Source organism: Klebsiella michiganensis (genome assembly GCF_015139575.1).
In the GTDB taxonomy this organism is placed as follows: Bacteria; Pseudomonadota; Gammaproteobacteria; order Enterobacterales; family Enterobacteriaceae; genus Klebsiella; species Klebsiella michiganensis.
In genome coordinates, this window is the sequence record NZ_AP022547.1 from 4,615,471 (window position 1) to 4,630,044 (window position 14,574).

Annotated in this window: 17 protein-coding genes; 8 read left to right on the top strand and 9 right to left on the bottom strand. The window is 57.2% G+C overall.

Going from position 1 to position 14,574, the window contains the following annotated elements; translation table 11 throughout:
• Window positions 1-36 precede the first annotated feature (36 nt).
• Together panE and yajL are read left to right on the top strand one after the other, a co-directional pair.
• Entirely contained in the window at window positions 37-948 is a 912-nt protein-coding gene (panE, locus tag JLG71_RS21690) for a 2-dehydropantoate 2-reductase (RefSeq protein WP_004848223.1), read from the top strand.
• The gene (yajL, locus tag JLG71_RS21695; protein ID WP_004848222.1) at window positions 911-1,501 is read left to right on the top strand and encodes a protein deglycase YajL; all 591 of its coding nucleotides are present in this window, start codon (window positions 911-913) and stop codon (window positions 1,499-1,501) included. The genes panE and yajL overlap by 38 nt, the downstream gene beginning before the upstream one ends.
• Before the next feature lie 57 nt (window positions 1,502-1,558).
• On the opposite strand, the gene thiI is transcribed toward yajL, so the two are convergent.
• Complete coding sequence (gene thiI, locus JLG71_RS21700) at window positions 1,559-3,007, bottom strand: tRNA uracil 4-sulfurtransferase ThiI (RefSeq protein ID WP_014228166.1); 1,449 nt, start codon at window positions 3,005-3,007, stop codon at window positions 1,559-1,561.
• 213 nt (window positions 3,008-3,220) lie between these two features.
• Between thiI and xseB the strand changes: the two genes are divergently transcribed.
• Genes xseB through JLG71_RS21720 form a run of 4 tightly spaced genes read left to right on the top strand, consistent with a single transcriptional unit; the run spans window position 3,221 to window position 7,279 of the window.
• On the top strand, window positions 3,221-3,463 hold the full coding sequence (gene xseB, locus JLG71_RS21705; RefSeq protein ID WP_004099468.1) for an exodeoxyribonuclease VII small subunit: 243 nt from the start codon (window positions 3,221-3,223) through the stop codon (window positions 3,461-3,463).
• Window positions 3,464-4,363, top strand: a complete 900-nt coding sequence (gene ispA / locus JLG71_RS21710; RefSeq protein ID WP_004848218.1) for a (2E,6E)-farnesyl diphosphate synthase — start codon at window positions 3,464-3,466, stop codon at window positions 4,361-4,363.
• A gap of 18 nt (window positions 4,364-4,381) precedes the next feature.
• On the top strand, window positions 4,382-6,244 hold the full coding sequence (gene dxs, locus JLG71_RS21715; RefSeq protein WP_200913809.1) for a 1-deoxy-D-xylulose-5-phosphate synthase: 1,863 nt from the start codon (window positions 4,382-4,384) through the stop codon (window positions 6,242-6,244).
• Between the two features lie 60 nt (window positions 6,245-6,304).
• Window positions 6,305-7,279: an aldo/keto reductase gene (locus JLG71_RS21720; RefSeq protein WP_200913810.1), complete on the top strand. Its 975-nt coding sequence runs from the start codon at window positions 6,305-6,307 to the stop codon at window positions 7,277-7,279.
• A 152-nt stretch (window positions 7,280-7,431) separates the two neighbouring features.
• Here JLG71_RS21720 and pgpA read toward each other — a convergent pair whose 3' ends face one another.
• The 6 genes from pgpA to nrdR form a co-directional block, all read right to left on the bottom strand.
• Entirely contained in the window at window positions 7,432-7,938 is a 507-nt protein-coding gene (pgpA, locus tag JLG71_RS21725) for a phosphatidylglycerophosphatase A (protein ID WP_004133926.1), read from the bottom strand.
• A complete protein-coding gene (gene thiL / locus JLG71_RS21730) occupies window positions 7,928-8,902 on the bottom strand; it encodes a thiamine-phosphate kinase (RefSeq protein WP_014228164.1) in 975 nt (324 codons plus the stop codon). The genes pgpA and thiL overlap by 11 nt, the downstream gene beginning before the upstream one ends.
• Window positions 8,903-8,977: 75 nt before the next feature.
• Entirely contained in the window at window positions 8,978-9,397 is a 420-nt protein-coding gene (gene nusB / locus JLG71_RS21735; protein WP_004099457.1) for a transcription antitermination factor NusB, read from the bottom strand.
• A 19-nt stretch (window positions 9,398-9,416) separates the two neighbouring features.
• Window positions 9,417-9,887, bottom strand: coding sequence for a 6,7-dimethyl-8-ribityllumazine synthase (gene ribH / locus JLG71_RS21740; RefSeq protein WP_004129690.1), 471 nt, complete (start codon window positions 9,885-9,887; stop codon window positions 9,417-9,419).
• 93 nt (window positions 9,888-9,980) lie between these two features.
• A complete protein-coding gene (ribD, locus tag JLG71_RS21745) occupies window positions 9,981-11,084 on the bottom strand; it encodes a bifunctional diaminohydroxyphosphoribosylaminopyrimidine deaminase/5-amino-6-(5-phosphoribosylamino)uracil reductase RibD (RefSeq protein ID WP_064375297.1) in 1,104 nt (367 codons plus the stop codon).
• Between the two features lie 4 nt (window positions 11,085-11,088).
• Complete coding sequence (nrdR, locus tag JLG71_RS21750; protein ID WP_014228162.1) at window positions 11,089-11,538, bottom strand: transcriptional regulator NrdR; 450 nt, start codon at window positions 11,536-11,538, stop codon at window positions 11,089-11,091.
• A 147-nt stretch (window positions 11,539-11,685) separates the two neighbouring features.
• Between nrdR and JLG71_RS21755 the strand changes: the two genes are divergently transcribed.
• Both JLG71_RS21755 and JLG71_RS21760 read left to right on the top strand, forming a co-directional pair.
• A complete protein-coding gene (locus JLG71_RS21755) occupies window positions 11,686-12,228 on the top strand; it encodes a SadB/YajI family lipoprotein (protein ID WP_004848204.1) in 543 nt (180 codons plus the stop codon).
• Window positions 12,229-12,524: 296 nt separating this feature from the next.
• Window positions 12,525-13,409, top strand: coding sequence for a nucleoside-specific channel-forming protein Tsx (locus JLG71_RS21760; RefSeq protein ID WP_004848202.1), 885 nt, complete (start codon window positions 12,525-12,527; stop codon window positions 13,407-13,409).
• Between the two features lie 43 nt (window positions 13,410-13,452).
• Here JLG71_RS21760 and JLG71_RS21765 read toward each other — a convergent pair whose 3' ends face one another.
• Together JLG71_RS21765 and JLG71_RS21770 are read right to left on the bottom strand one after the other, a co-directional pair.
• Entirely contained in the window at window positions 13,453-14,142 is a 690-nt protein-coding gene (locus JLG71_RS21765) for a helix-turn-helix transcriptional regulator (protein ID WP_014228161.1), read from the bottom strand.
• A 14-nt stretch (window positions 14,143-14,156) separates the two neighbouring features.
• Window positions 14,157-14,522 carry a VOC family protein gene (locus JLG71_RS21770; protein WP_064377633.1) on the bottom strand — a complete coding sequence of 122 codons (366 nt, stop codon included), beginning with the start codon at window positions 14,520-14,522 and terminating at the stop codon, window positions 14,157-14,159.
• Window positions 14,523-14,574 lie beyond the last annotated feature (52 nt).

The window sequence follows — 14,574 nt, forward strand, 5'->3', positions numbered from 1 at the left end:
AGCACCTGATGCAGCACTCACAGGTGAGGAGGAATAATGAAAGTAACCGTACTCGGATGCGGTGCACTGGGACAGTTATGGCTAACTGCGCTGTACAAACACGGACATGAAGTCCAGGGCTGGTTACGCGTCCCACAGCCATTCTGTAGCGTCAATGTGATTGAAACCGACGGCAGCGTGTTTAATGAATCGTTTACCGCTAACGATCCTGATTTTCTCGCCAGCAGCGACCTGCTGCTGGTCACCCTCAAAGCCTGGCAGGTCTCTAACGCGGTAAAAAACCTGAGCGCCATCCTGCCGTCGTCAGTACCTGTTCTGCTCATGCACAACGGTATGGGTACCGTTGACGAGCTTAAGAGCCTCAAACAGCCGCTGCTTCTGGCTTCGACAACGCAGGCGGCCCGCCGCGACGGCAACGTAATCGTCCACGTCGCCAACGGCACCAGCCATATTGGCCCAGCGAAAGCCTACCCTGAGGATTATAGCTATCTCGCCGATGTACTGCAGAGCGTGCTGCCCGACGTCGCCTGGCATAACAATATCTACCCCGCGACCTGGAGCAAGCTGGCGGTAAACTGTGTGATTAACCCGCTGACGGCGTTAAAAAACTGTCAGAACGGCGATTTACGCGAATACCCGCAGGAGGTCGCCGCAATTTGTTATGAAGTTGCGGCGGTGATGGATCGCGAGGGGATGCATACCTCGCCGGAAAACCTGTTATTCTATGTACATCAGGTTATTGAAAGTACGGCAGAAAATACCTCCTCCATGCTGCAGGATATTCTCGCCCAGCGCCATACGGAAATCGACTATATCACCGGTTATCTGTTAAAACGCGCCCGAGCCCACGGTATCGCCGTACCTGAGAATACCCGCCTGTTTGAACTGGTAAAGCGTAAGGAGAATGAATATGAGCGCGTCGGCACTGATTTGCCTCGCCCCTGGTAGCGAAGAGACCGAAGCGGTCACCACCATTGATTTACTCGTTCGCGGAGGAGTAAAGGTCACGACCGCCAGCGTTGCCAGCGATGGCAGCCTGACCATTGTCTGCTCGCGCGGCGTTAAGCTACTGGCCGATGCGCCGCTGGTCGAAGTGGCCGATGGCGATTTCGATATCCTTGTTCTGCCCGGCGGCATTAAGGGTGCGGAGTGCTTTCGCGACAGCCCGCTGCTGGTTGAAACAGTACGTCAATTCCATCTTTCCGGGCGCATCGTTGCGGCGATTTGCGCCGCGGCGCCGACCGTGCTGGTGCCGCACAACCTTTTCCCCATCGGCAATATGACCGGCTTTCCGGCGCTGAAAGAACGCATTCCCGCCGAGCAGTGGCAGGATAAGCGCGTCGTCTGGGACGCTCGCGTTAAGCTGCTCACCAGCCAGGGGCCGGGAACCTCAATTGATTTCGCCTTGAAGATGATCGACCTGCTGGTTGGACGCGAAAAAGCGCACGAAGTCGCTTCACAGCTGGTGATGGCGGCAGGAATTTATAACTACTACGAATAAACGCAAAACGGCAACCCAGGGTTGCCGTTTTCATGATTACGCCTTGCTCCTGAAGAACTAGGGGCGATATACCTTCACGTTTTCAAAGCCCTGCTCGCGCAGATACAGCGCCTGCAGGCGGCTCATCACCCCACGCTCGCACCACAGCAGCCAGGTTTTACTCTGGTCGAGATCGCCAAATTTGGTGCTCAGCTTATAGAACGGCAGAGAAACCACGTCCACGCCTTCCACCTTCAGCGGCTTATCGTCCTGCTCGTCGATAGAGCGGATATCGAGGATCGCGTCGTCAGGGCCAAAACCGCTGACGGTTTCCACTTCCACTACATCCTGCTCGGTCTGCTGAGCGATATCGCGGATATCAATGTTGCTCGCTTCCGCCACCACTTTCTCGAGGATGCTGAAATCGAAGTGCTCTTCTTCCGCCTCGATCTTCGCCTTCACCGCTTTCACGGTGGGGCTCTTCGAGATAACGCCGCAGTATTCCGGCATGGTGCGGGCAAAATCTTCAGTGCCGATTTCACGCGCGAGGTCAATAATGTGCTCTTTATCGTGCGAAATCAGCGGACGCAGAATCAGCGTATCCGAGACGTTGTCGATCAGGCGCAGGTTGGTCAGCGTCTGGCTGGAAACCTGGCCTAACGCCTCGCCGGTGACCAGCGCCTGGACGCCGTAGCGCTCGGCGACTTTTGACGCCGCGCGCACCATCATGCGCTTGAGCACCACGCCCATCTGACCGTCGTCGACTTTCTCAAGGATCTCACCCACCACCGGCTCGAAGTTAATCGCCACGAAGCGCACGCGGTGTGAGCTGCCGAAGCGGTTCCACAGATAGTGCGCGACCTGACGCACGCCGATTTCATGGGCCGCGCCGCCGAGGTTAAAGAAGCAGTAATGCACGCGGCAGCCGCGGCGCATCAGCATATAGCTGGAAACGCCGGAGTCGAAACCGCCGGAAATGAGCGACAGCACGTCTTCCTGGGTGCCGATCGGGAAACCGCCGATACCTTCGTAGCGCCCTTTAACCAGCAGCAGGCGATCGTTTTCGATCTCGAGGTTAACCGTCACATCAGGGTCGGTCAGCTTCACTCGCGCCGTTTCAATATGCTGGTTCAAACCGCCGCCGACGTAGCGCTCCACTTCGATTGAGGTAAACTCATGCTTACCGCGACGCTTAACGCGCACGCAGAACGTTTTACCTTCCAGCGCGTCACGCCACAGCGGCAGCGTCTGCTCGAAAATATCGTGCAGAGAGGTATAAGGAACGTCTTCGACTTCCAGAATATGGTGGATACCGGGGATACGGGTCAGGGCATCGCGAATAGCCGGACGCTGGTTTTCATCCTTCGCCCGGACCTCGATATGATCCCAGTGACGAACGACGGCAAGCGTCTCATCATAGTTTTTGAGAACGTTACGAATGTTCCCGGTTAAAATTTTAATGAAGCGCAATCGCACAGATTGGCTTTTGATGGTGATTTCCGGGAACAATTTAATGATAAACTTCATGGCGACACTATTCGTTGGCAAGCCCGTCGTTGGCTAGCCCGACGGGGCTTTAAGCATAAAAAGTTGTACAGGCGCGACTGGCGTCTGCATCCAGGGCGCGGAGTATACCACTATTGGACGCTTTTCACCTGGCATTGCGCGTTATTTGATTAACCGCGCGACTTCGTTACCATATTGATAGCCATCGAGACATTACAAGAGTCTATATTCACTATGCCAAAGAAAAATGAGGCCCCGGCCAGCTTTGAAACCGCCCTGGGCGAGCTGGAGCAAATTGTTAATCGTCTGGAAAGCGGCTCGCTGCCGTTAGAAGAAGCGCTCGGCGAATTCGAGCGCGGGATCCAGCTGGCGCGCCAGGGGCAGGCAAAGCTGCAGCAGGCCGAACAGCGCGTACAAATTCTGCTGGCGGATAGCGAAGACGCGCCGCTTACCCCTTTTACGCCGGACGCTGAATAAATGGACTTCCCGCAACAGCTACAGGCGTGCGTCGAGCAGGCTAACGAAGCGCTGCGCCGTTTTATCGCTCCGCAGCCCTTTCAGAACACTCCGCTGGTCGAAGCCATGCAGTATGGCGCACTATTAGGCGGCAAACGCCTGCGCCCGTTCCTGGTTTACGCGACCGGCGATATGTTTGGCGTTAGCCGCGCTACGCTGGATGCCCCTGCCGCCGCCGTCGAATGCATCCATGCCTATTCGCTGATGCACGATGATCTCCCGGCGATGGACGATGACGATTTACGCCGCGGCCAGCCGACCTGCCATATAAAATTCGGCGAAGCGAACGCAATTCTTGCCGGAGACGCCCTACAAACGCTGGCGTTTTCTATACTGAGTGATGCGCCGATGCCGGAAGTGCCGGATCGCGATCGCCTGGCGATGATTTCTGAGCTGGCCCAGGCCAGCGGCATCGCGGGTATGTGCGGCGGTCAGGCGCTGGATCTGGAAGCGGAAGGCCATCAGGTTGATCTGACGTCGCTGGAGCGAATTCACCGCCATAAGACCGGCGCGTTGATTCGCGCCGCGGTACGAATGGGCGCGCTGAGCGCAGGTGAAGCCGGACGCAGGGCGCTACCCGCTCTCGATCGATACGCCGAGAACATCGGTCTCGCCTTCCAGGTCCAGGATGACATTCTCGACGTGGTAGGGGATACTGCCACGCTTGGCAAACGTCAGGGAGCCGACCAGCAGCTGGGCAAAAGTACCTACCCCGCCCTTTTGGGACTCGAGCAAGCCCGGAAAAAGGCCTTTGACCTGATTACCGACGCCCGCCGGTCGTTAACTGAGCTGGCCGCGCAATCTCTGGATACCACGGCACTGGAAGCGCTCGCGAATTACATAATTCAGCGTGATAAATAAACAATAAATGAGTCTCTGATGAGTTTTGATATTGCCAAATACCCGACCCTGGCGCTGGTGGATTCCACCCAGGAGTTGCGTTTGTTGCCGAAAGATAGCCTGCCGAAACTGTGCGACGAACTGCGGCGTTATCTGCTGGACAGCGTCAGCCGCTCCAGCGGACACTTTGCCTCCGGGCTCGGTACGGTAGAACTAACCGTGGCGCTGCACTACGTCTACAACACGCCTTTCGATCGCCTAATCTGGGACGTCGGCCACCAGGCTTACCCGCATAAAATTCTGACCGGACGCCGCGATCGGATCGGCACCATCCGCCAGAAAGGCGGGCTGCACCCCTTCCCGTGGCGCGGAGAAAGCGAGTATGACGTCCTGAGCGTCGGCCACTCGTCGACCTCCATCTCTGCCGGAATCGGCATAGCTATCGCCGCAGCCAAAGAGGATAAGCAGCGCCGCGCGGTTTGCGTAATCGGCGACGGGGCGATAACCGCCGGGATGGCGTTTGAAGCGATGAACCACGCTGGCGATATCAAACCCGATCTGCTGGTGGTGCTCAACGACAACGAAATGTCGATCTCCGAGAACGTCGGTGCGCTAAACAATCATCTGGCGCAGCTGCTCTCCGGCAAACTCTACTCCACGCTGCGCGAAGGCGGCAAAAAGGTCTTCTCTGGCGTGCCGCCGATTAAAGAGCTGCTCAAACGCACCGAGGAACATATCAAAGGGATGGTGGTTCCGGGGACCCTGTTTGAAGAGCTGGGCTTTAACTACATTGGGCCGGTGGACGGTCATGATGTTATCGGTCTGGTAAATACGCTGAAGAATATGCGCGACCTGAAAGGGCCGCAGTTCCTGCATATTATGACCAAAAAAGGCCGCGGCTATGAGCCCGCCGAAAAAGACCCGATCACCTTCCACGCGGTGCCAAAATTCGATCACACCAGCGGCGTGCTGCCGAAAAGCAGCGGCGGCCTGCCCTCTTACTCGAAAATCTTTGGCGACTGGCTGTGCGAAACCGCCGCGAAAGATGACAAGCTGATGGCCGTCACGCCAGCGATGCGCGAAGGTTCCGGGATGGTCGAGTTCTCGAAAAAATACCCCGACCAGTATTTCGACGTGGCCATTGCCGAGCAGCACGCGGTGACCTTTGCCGCCGGCCTGGCGATCGGCGGCTATAAGCCGGTGGTGGCGATCTACTCCACCTTCCTGCAGCGCGCCTACGATCAGGTGATTCACGATGTCGCCATCCAGAAGCTGCCGGTGCTGTTCGCTATCGACCGTGCGGGTATCGTCGGCGCCGATGGGCAAACCCATCAGGGCGCGTTTGATATCTCCTTCCTGCGCTGCATTCCTGACATGGTCATCATGACCCCCAGCGATGAGAACGAGTGCCGCCAGATGCTGTATACCGGTTATCACTACAACGACGGCCCGAGCACGGTGCGCTATCCGCGCGGCTCCGGTACCGGCGCGGCCTTTGAACCGCTAGCCTCGCTGCCTATCGGTAAAGGCGTAGTGAAACGCGAAGGTGAAAAAATCGCGATTCTGAACTTCGGCACGCTGCTGCCGCAGGCGGCAAAAGTCGCGGAAAAGCTTAACGCCACCCTGGTGGATATGCGCTTTGCCAAACCGCTGGATGAAGCGCTGGTGCTACAGCTGGCCGCAGAACACGAAGTGCTGGTCACCCTGGAAGAGAATGCCATTATGGGCGGTGCGGGCAGCGGCGTGAATGAGCTGCTGATGTCCCGCCGCCGCGCGATTCCTGTGCTCAATCTCGGCCTGCCTGATTTCTTTATCCCGCAGGGAACCCAGGAAGAAGCGCACGCCGACCTCGGCCTGGACGCCGCCGGAATAGAAGCCAAAATCCACGCCTGGCTGGCATAATTGCCGCCACCGCTCCTGCTATGCTTAAAGGATACCCTTTACCCGTAGCAGGAGCGCACTATGCACTATATCCCTCTTGGCGATACCGATCTCCGCGTTTCCCGACTCTGCCTCGGCTGTATGACCTTTGGCGAACCGGACCGCGGTAACCATGCATGGACCTTACCGGAAGAGAGCAGCCGCCCGCTGATAAAATACGCCCTCGAGGGCGGCATTAACTTCTTCGACACCTCGAATAACTACTCTGACGGCAGCAGCGAAGAGATCCTCGGGCGCGCGCTGCGTGAGTATGCCCGTCGCGATTCCGTGATCGTCGCCACCAAGGTTTACCATCAGGTGGGCGATCTGCCGCAGGGACTGTCGCGCGCGCAGATCCTGCGCTCCATTGACGACAGCCTGCGCCGCCTCGGCATGGAGTATGTCGATCTGCTGCAAATTCATCGCTGGGATTACACCACGCCCATTGAAGAAACTCTCGAAGCGCTAAACGACGTCGTCAAGGCGGGTAAAGCCCGCTATATCGGCGCATCGTCAATGCATGCCCGCCAGTTTGCCCAGGCGTTAGCGCTACAGCGGCAGAATAACTGGGCCCGCTTCGTCACCATGCAGGATCACTACAATCTGATTTATCGTGAAGAAGAAAACGAAATGCTGCCGCTTTGCAGCCGTGAAGGCGTCGCGGTGATGCCGTGGAGTCCGCTGGCGCGCGGTCGCCTGACCCGTCAGTGGGGGGAAACCACCGCCCGTCTGGTATCCGATGAAGTCGGTAAGGCGCTCTACAATGCCACTGATGAGAATGATGAACTGATTGCGACAAACCTGGCCGCAGTCGCGGAAGAGCTTGACGCCAACCGCGCGCAGGTGGCGCTGGCCTGGCTATTGAGCAAGCCGGGCGTGGCCGCGCCGATTATCGGCGCCTCAAGGCAGGAGCAGCTGGATGAGCTGCTGCATGCGGTCGATTTAACGCTGACGCCGGATCAGATTGAAAAGCTGGAGACGCCGTATAAACCGCACCCGATTGTGGGGTTCAAGTAACGCGCGGTTCCCTGCCGATTCCCGGCTCGCGCTGCGCTTAGCCGGGCTACAGGTTCACCAGCATCTGCTGACGACGAGTTCACCACCGCCTCCGGGAAAAGCCTGCCAGCTCGATTTCCCAGAGGCGCCAGGCCAGCCGCGCCGGACCGGGTTTAGAAAAGACCAATCGGCCAGTGGTGGCCAATCACGTACAGCACCCCGGCGGAAATCACCCCGGCGACAATATCGTCCACCATGATCCCCATCCCGCCGTGGATATTGCGGTCGAACCAGCGGATGGGCCACGGCTTCCACATATCAAAGAGGCGGAAAATCACAAATCCAGCGGCGACCCACTGCCAGTCCATCGTCGGTAGAGCCATCAGGGTGATCCACATCCCGACAAACTCATCCCAGACAATGCTGCCATGATCGTGGGTACCCATATCTTTCGCCGTACGGTGGCAAATATAGACGCCAATGCAGATGCTCATCATCACCGCCAGCGAATAGAGCTGCCAGGGGAGTAAGGTCAGCAAATACCAGAAGGGGATCGACGCCAGCGATCCCATAGTGCCGGGAACCACGGGGCTAAGGCCGCTGCCAAATCCCGTTGCCAGCAGATGCCAGGGGTTGCTCATCTTCAGGCGGCTTTTCGCCACATCTCTACTACGCGCCAAAATGATCGTATCCCTTAAAATCGAACGTGACGGGCTTACCTTCGCGTGTGAACTGCAGACCTTCCGATTCCGGCAGGATCTGCCCAATGCAGGTAAAACGCGCGCCGAGGTTGGCAAGGGCCACGTCCAGCGCCCCGCGATTGAGTTCAGGTACGGTAAAGCACAGCTCGTAATCTTCACCGCCGGAGAGCGCCCAGCGCAGCGCCTGCTCAGGCTCAACCTGGCGCAGCATCGCATCCGAGAACGGCATCGCATCAAGATCGACGCGCGCGCCGCAGCCGCTGGCCTTGAGAATATGCCCCAGGTCAGAAATCAGGCCGTCGGAGAGATCGATGGCGGCGTTCGCCAAATCGCGCAGCGCCTGCCCCTGCAGAACCCGCGGCAGCGGACGCAGATGGCGCGCCAGGAGATAATCCGCGTCGGCGTCATCTTCAACCTGCAGCCGATCCTGCAAAATCGCCAGACCCGCTGCGCTGTCTCCCGGCGTGCCGGTGACGTAAATCCAGTCGCCATGCTTTGCCCCGGAGCGCTTCAAAGCGCGTCCCGTCGGCACATAGCCGTGAATACCCAGCGTCATCGACAGCGGTCCGCGCGTGGTATCGCCGCCAATGAGCTGCATATCGTAATAATTAAGCTGCACGAACAGGCTGTCGCTAAAGGCCTCAAGCCAGGCTTCGTCCGCTTCCGGCAGGGTCAGGGCCAGGGTTAGCCACGCCGGTTCAGCGCCCATAGCCGCCAGGTCGCTCAGGTTGACCGCCAGCGCTTTATAGGCGAGGTCGGCAGGGTCGATATCGGGTAAAAAATGGTTTCCCGCCACCAGGGTGTCGGTGCTGATTGCCAGCGTTTTTTTCTCGGGGATGTTCAGGAGCGCGCAGTCGTCGCCAATGCCGGTTTCAACATCAAGACGTGCGCTTTTTACGCGATCAAAATAACGGGCAATCAGGGAAAATTCGCCGCATGCCATACGTTATGCCTCAGAAAAAGAAAAGAATAAGGCCGGTTTGCAGAAGTGAGACTCTGCAAAAACCGGCCCTGGAATTTACTTTTTGTTGGGACGAATTACCGGGGCAGCTTTGTCCAGCACGCCGTTGACAAACTTATGGCTATCTTCAGCGCCAAAGGTTTTCGCCAGTTCGATGGCTTCGTTAATCGCAACTTTGTACGGTACATCGCTACGCTTTGACAGCTCAAACAGTGCGATACGCAGCACCGCTTTTTCCACCTGACCCAGCTCGTCCAGCAGACGAGAAAGATACGGCTTCATCAGGCCGTCGAGATACGCGCTGTTAGTCGCCACTCCGGACAGCAGTTCGCGGAAATACAGAACGTCTACATCTTTCACATCCTGTTCCGCCAGGAACTGGTATTCGACATCAGCGATGTCGTTTTTGGACAACTGCCAGGAGTAAAGCGCCTGGACAGCACACTCACGGGCGCGGCGACGAGCAGCAGGTTTCACGGAATTCCCCTTACAAAAATCAGGCCTTGATGGCTTTCAATACGTTAATCATTTCCAGCGCGGTCAACGCGGCTTCAGCGCCTTTGTTACCGGCTTTGGTGCCAGCGCGTTCGATGGCTTGTTCAATACTTTCTGTGGTCAGAACACCGAAGGCTACCGGGATTCCGCTGTCCTGAGCGACGTGCGCCAGGCCATTGCTTGCACCGCCAGCCACATATTCAAAGTGCGCGGTGCCGCCACGGATAACGGTACCCAGCGCGATCACTGCGTCATACTTACCGGTTTTCGCCAGTGCATCAGCCGCCAGCGGCAGCTCATACGCGCCTGGAACCCAAACCACGGTAATGTTTTCATCTTTGACCTGGCCAATACGCTTCAGGGCGTCAATCGCGCCATCCAGCAGGCTGTCGTTGATAAAGTTGTTGAAACGCGCGATGGTGATGGCGACGCGAGCGTCCGGGGTAGCAACGTTAGCTTCAATAATGTTCATACTCTTCCTTCGGGTTCAGTTCATTTGGCCCCGCAAGGGGGGCGGATTCTATCATAATAATCGGCGCACTGCTTTCCCTTTTGTCTGGGGAAATCAAGCGTTCACTAAATGCAGGCAAATATCCGGGCCTACATGACGTATCTCATTGAATTTGAAATGGGGTGCTTGCTCAAGTTTCTCAAGCCCCGGCAGTACACATAATCCGCGCGCATCGCTGCCTAACAGTTTAGGCGCAATATAGACGATAAGCTCGTCCACCAGCCCGGCCTCCAGCAGCGCGCCGGCAAGGGTGGGGCCTGCTTCCACCCAGATCGAGTTAATTTGCTGTTTGCCCAGCAGCATCATCAGGACCACCAGATCCAGGCGACCGTTATGCTCCGGCACCAGCAGCGTGCGTACGTTCTCCGGCCACTGGCGTTCATCTGCACGGGTACGGGCAAATAGCGTTTCACCCGCCTGCTCCACGATACGATGCTGCGGCGTGACGCGATTCTGACTATCGATAACGATGCGCAAAGGCTGACGCAGGTTTTCCTGCGGATACAGCGCCTGGGTGTCGGCGTTGAGCTCATCCCAGCGTACGGTTAGCGCCGGGTCATCCGCCAGCACCGTCGCGCTGCTGGTCAGGATGGCGTGGCTTTGCGCGCGCAGGCGCTGCACATCGCGCCGCGCCTGCGGTGAGGTGATCCACTGGCTCTCTCCGCTGGCCATCGCCGTGCGCCCATCCAGCGATGCGCCCATTTTTAACTGAATCCAGGGAAAACCGGTGCGCATCCGCTTAAGAAAACCTTTATTCAGCGCCTCGGCTTCGTTCATCATCAGCCCGTGACTGACGTCAACCCCTTCCTGCTGCAAACGGTACAAACCGCGACCCGCGACCTGCGGGTTCGGGTCCTGCATCGCCGCAACCACGCGGGACACCCCTGCGGCAATCAGCGCCTCGCAGCACGGCGGCGTGCGCCCGTGATGGCTACAGGGCTCCAGCGTGACGTACGCCGTCGCGCCTTTCGCTTTTTCGCCCGCCATGCGCAGCGCGTGCACTTCCGCGTGCGGTTCACCGGCGCGATAGTGAAAACCTTCGCCGACGATCTGGCCATCTTTAACGATCACGCAGCCGACATTCGGGTTTGGGTGCGTGGTGAAGCGTCCGCGCGCGGCCAGCTTCAGCGCTCGCGCCATGTATATTTCATCCTGCATGGGCTCAGTCCTGTAAGCGGGCGATCTCTTCGCCAAACTCTTTGATATCTTCGAAGCTGCGATAGACGGAAGCAAAGCGGATGTAGGCGACTTTATCGAGCTTTTTCAGCTGTTCCATCACCAGGTTGCCGATCATTTTGCTCGGCACTTCCCGCTCGCCGGTCCCGCGCAGGTGGGTTTTTATATGGTTAACCGCCATTTCGACATCGTCTGAGCTGACCGGGCGCTTCTCCAGCGCTTTCAGCATACCGCTGCGCAGTTTGTCCTCATTAAAAGGCTCGCGCACGTCGTTGCTTTTTACGACTCGCGGCATCACCAGTTCCGCCACTTCAAACGTCGTAAAACGTTCATTACAGACCAGACACTGACGACGACGACGCACGGAAGAGCCCTCGCCCACCAGACGAGAGTCGATAACTTTGGTATCTACGGCGAAACAGAAAGGGCAATGCATGGCGCGTCCTGACATGTAGTTAAACTAACGGGTAGTTTACCGCGAAGTGACCCGACAACAAAGAAAGAGCTTTTGAGACAAAGGATCTATAGTGCGATTATCCGATCGGTCTACCATTAAGCATCCTCTGTTAACGGAATCCCAACTATGACAAGACGTTATTTAAAGCTGGCCATTGTGGGTAGCATTTTCACCCTCAGCGCCTGCGCGCAGCAAAGCGAAATCCGCCAGATGAACCAGAGCGTGAGCACCCTGAGCAAAGAGATGACCCAGCTCAATCAGCAAACGGTCAAAATTACCCAGCAAAACGTACTGAATGCGAAATCGAGCAGCGGCGTATACCTGTTGCCGGAGGCGAAAACACCGGCCCGTCTCAAAAGTCAGATTGGTACGCTGCGCATGTCGCTGCTCAATATCGCGCCGGATGGCGACGGTACCCGCCTGACCCTGCGTATCCAGGGTGAATCAAACGATCCGCTGCCGGCCTTTAGCGCGACGGTCGCCTCCGGGCAGATCAGCGGTACCACCGATAGCTATCAGGAAGTTAACGTACAAAATCAGCTGATTAGCGCGCCGGCAAGCGTTCTGGCGCCGAGCGACGTCGATATTCCGCTACGCCTGAATGGCGTAACGCCCGAGCAGGTTGGCTTTGTGCGCATCCACGATATCCAGCCCGCAAACACGCCGTAACGCCCTCAGCCGGATGCCCTGAACATCCGGCTCCCCTCCCCTCATGCTAATCCACTTACAGATTTTCCATTCAGTTCACTAAAAATTGCCAGAATTTATGAATTTCGGTGGCATTCCCGCAAGAAATGCATAAAATCGTGAACGCAATCGATTACGCATGTGTTCGTTATGTGAAACAACACATATTTTTGTGAGCAATGATTCCTATAATAGACGCCACAGAAATACGAAATATTTAGAAACGCTTCGGCGCTTCTTTTAACGCCTTCAGGCTTAATTTAAACAGTGGCATCATTATGAAAAAAACATTACTGGCAGCCGGCGCAGCTCTGGCGCTCTCCGCATCTTTCTCTGCCAGCGCGGCAGAAAACGACAAACCGCAATACCTGTCTGATTGGTGGCACCAGAGTGTAAACGTGGTGGGCAGCTACCACACTCGTTTTGGGCCGCAGATCCGTAACGATACTTATCTGGAATATGAAGCGTTCGCCAAGAAAGACTGGTTTGATTTCTATGGCTATATGGATGCGCCGGTATTCTTCGGTGGTAACACCAACGCGAAAGGTATCTGGAACCACGGTTCCCCGCTGTTTATGGAAATTGAGCCGCGCTTCTCCATCGACAAACTGACCGGTACCGACCTCAGCTTCGGCCCGTTCAAAGAGTGGTATTTCGCTAACAACTATATCTACGACATGGGCCGCAACAAGTCCGGTCGTCAGAGCACCTGGTATATGGGTCTGGGTACCGATATCGATACCGGCCTGCCGATGAGCCTCTCGCTCAACGTCTATGCGAAATATCAGTGGCAAAACTATGGCGCATCAAACGAGAACGAGTGGGACGGCTACCGCTTCAAAGTGAAATACTTCGTGCCGCTGACCGACCTGTGGGGCGGTTCACTGAGCTATATCGGCTTCACCAACTTTGACTGGGGCTCCGATCTGGGCGATGACAACGCTTATGATTTGAACGGTAAGCATTCACGCACCAGCAACTCCATCGCGTCCAGCCATATCCTGGCGCTGAACTACGATCACTGGCACTACTCCGTCGTGGCGCGTTACTTCCACAACGGCGGCCAGTGGGCGGATGACGCGAAGCTGAACTTCGGCGACGGCGACTTTAACGTCCGCTCTACCGGCTGGGGTGGTTACTTCGTGGTCGGCTACAACTTCTAATCGGCTCGATGATCCCCGGCAACTACGCCGGGGATCATAAAAGCTAACGCTCTTCGCATCTCACCTTACGCAAGAAATCACTCAATGAGCGATCGGCTCGTTCGCTGAAATGACGCCCGGTGGCGGAAATCTCCAGGCAGCGGTCAAGGCGAAAACAGCGATAATCTTCCCGCAGTTCGCACCAGGTCACCAGCAGCCAGCGCTCGCCCCAGAAAAAAAGCCCCAGCGGCAGTACGTCCCGCTGCGACACGTTTCCCGCTTCATCGCGATAGCGCAGCCCCAGCGCCTGCTGGGCGGAGACTGCCCGATGCACTATATCAAACTGATCTTTACTATAGCCCTGCGCACCAAAGTCCGGTGCGAACACCCGCGACTGCTCCGCCTTACGCCGGCTCTCGGCAGGCAAAATAGCCAGCACTTTTTCCTGCGCCGACTCCAGCGCCTGGGACAGCGAGGCGCCGCCCCAGGTTTGCAGCAGCCGTATAGCGGCCATCAGCGCTTCCGATTCCTGAGTTGTCAGCATCAGCGGCGGTAGGTCATAGCCTGCCAGCAGCCGGTAGCCGCTCCCGGCTTCCCCCTCAACCGGGACGCCGGAGAGCGAGAGGTCGCGAATGTCGCGGTAGATGGTGCGCTCTGACACGCCGAGCCGCTCGGCCAGCAGCCCGGCGGTGGTTAATCTCCTCCCGCGCAGGATCTGGACGATTTGAAAAAGGCGGTCGGCGCGTCGGCTCATTTCTGTTGTCTCATTTACGCGGGTTGGTGAAGGCCAATCCGATTACCCTCACTGTCAATAAACAGGGCAATCGTGCCGATATCGTCCGCCAGTTCAAGGGGGCCAAACACGCAGCTTCCGCCCGCCGAGTTGACGCGATCGAGCGTGGCCGCCAGATTGTCAGTATGCAGATAGAGAATACATCCCTGATCGGAGGGCTTAACGCCTTCGAACTTTGCCAGCGCGCCGCCGGGAGCCGGATCCTCATGCGGGAAAACGGCCATCTCGATGCAATCCATTTTTTCCCGACGCAGCGTCACCTGCATCACCGGCTCGTAAAACGCCACGGCACGATCCATCTCCGCAACCGGGATCTCAAACCAGTTAATTACGTTGTTCATACATCCTCCTGTCCATTGTTTGGGTTCAGGAGGAGTGTAAGACAGGCCTACT

What these genes read in the sequence shown, in the direction of transcription:
- panE (WP_004848223.1), top strand. Translation starts at nt 37, where the DNA reads ATGAAAGTAACCGTACTCGGATGCGGTGCACTGGGACAGTTATGGCTA.
- yajL (WP_004848222.1), top strand. Translation starts at nt 911, where the DNA reads ATGAGCGCGTCGGCACTGATTTGCCTCGCCCCTGGTAGCGAAGAGACC.
- thiI (WP_014228166.1), bottom strand. Translation starts at nt 3,007, where the DNA reads ATGAAGTTTATCATTAAATTGTTCCCGGAAATCACCATCAAAAGCCAA.
- xseB (WP_004099468.1), top strand. Translation starts at nt 3,221, where the DNA reads ATGCCAAAGAAAAATGAGGCCCCGGCCAGCTTTGAAACCGCCCTGGGC.
- ispA (WP_004848218.1), top strand. Translation starts at nt 3,464, where the DNA reads ATGGACTTCCCGCAACAGCTACAGGCGTGCGTCGAGCAGGCTAACGAA.
- dxs (WP_200913809.1), top strand. Translation starts at nt 4,382, where the DNA reads ATGAGTTTTGATATTGCCAAATACCCGACCCTGGCGCTGGTGGATTCC.
- JLG71_RS21720 (WP_200913810.1), top strand. Translation starts at nt 6,305, where the DNA reads ATGCACTATATCCCTCTTGGCGATACCGATCTCCGCGTTTCCCGACTC.
- thiL (WP_014228164.1), bottom strand. Translation starts at nt 8,902, where the DNA reads ATGGCATGCGGCGAATTTTCCCTGATTGCCCGTTATTTTGATCGCGTA.
- ribH (WP_004129690.1), bottom strand. Translation starts at nt 9,887, where the DNA reads ATGAACATTATTGAAGCTAACGTTGCTACCCCGGACGCTCGCGTCGCC.
- ribD (WP_064375297.1), bottom strand. Translation starts at nt 11,084, where the DNA reads ATGCAGGATGAAATATACATGGCGCGAGCGCTGAAGCTGGCCGCGCGC.
- nrdR (WP_014228162.1), bottom strand. Translation starts at nt 11,538, where the DNA reads ATGCATTGCCCTTTCTGTTTCGCCGTAGATACCAAAGTTATCGACTCT.
- JLG71_RS21755 (WP_004848204.1), top strand. Translation starts at nt 11,686, where the DNA reads ATGACAAGACGTTATTTAAAGCTGGCCATTGTGGGTAGCATTTTCACC.
- JLG71_RS21760 (WP_004848202.1), top strand. Translation starts at nt 12,525, where the DNA reads ATGAAAAAAACATTACTGGCAGCCGGCGCAGCTCTGGCGCTCTCCGCA.
- JLG71_RS21765 (WP_014228161.1), bottom strand. Translation starts at nt 14,142, where the DNA reads ATGAGCCGACGCGCCGACCGCCTTTTTCAAATCGTCCAGATCCTGCGC.
- JLG71_RS21770 (WP_064377633.1), bottom strand. Translation starts at nt 14,522, where the DNA reads ATGAACAACGTAATTAACTGGTTTGAGATCCCGGTTGCGGAGATGGAT.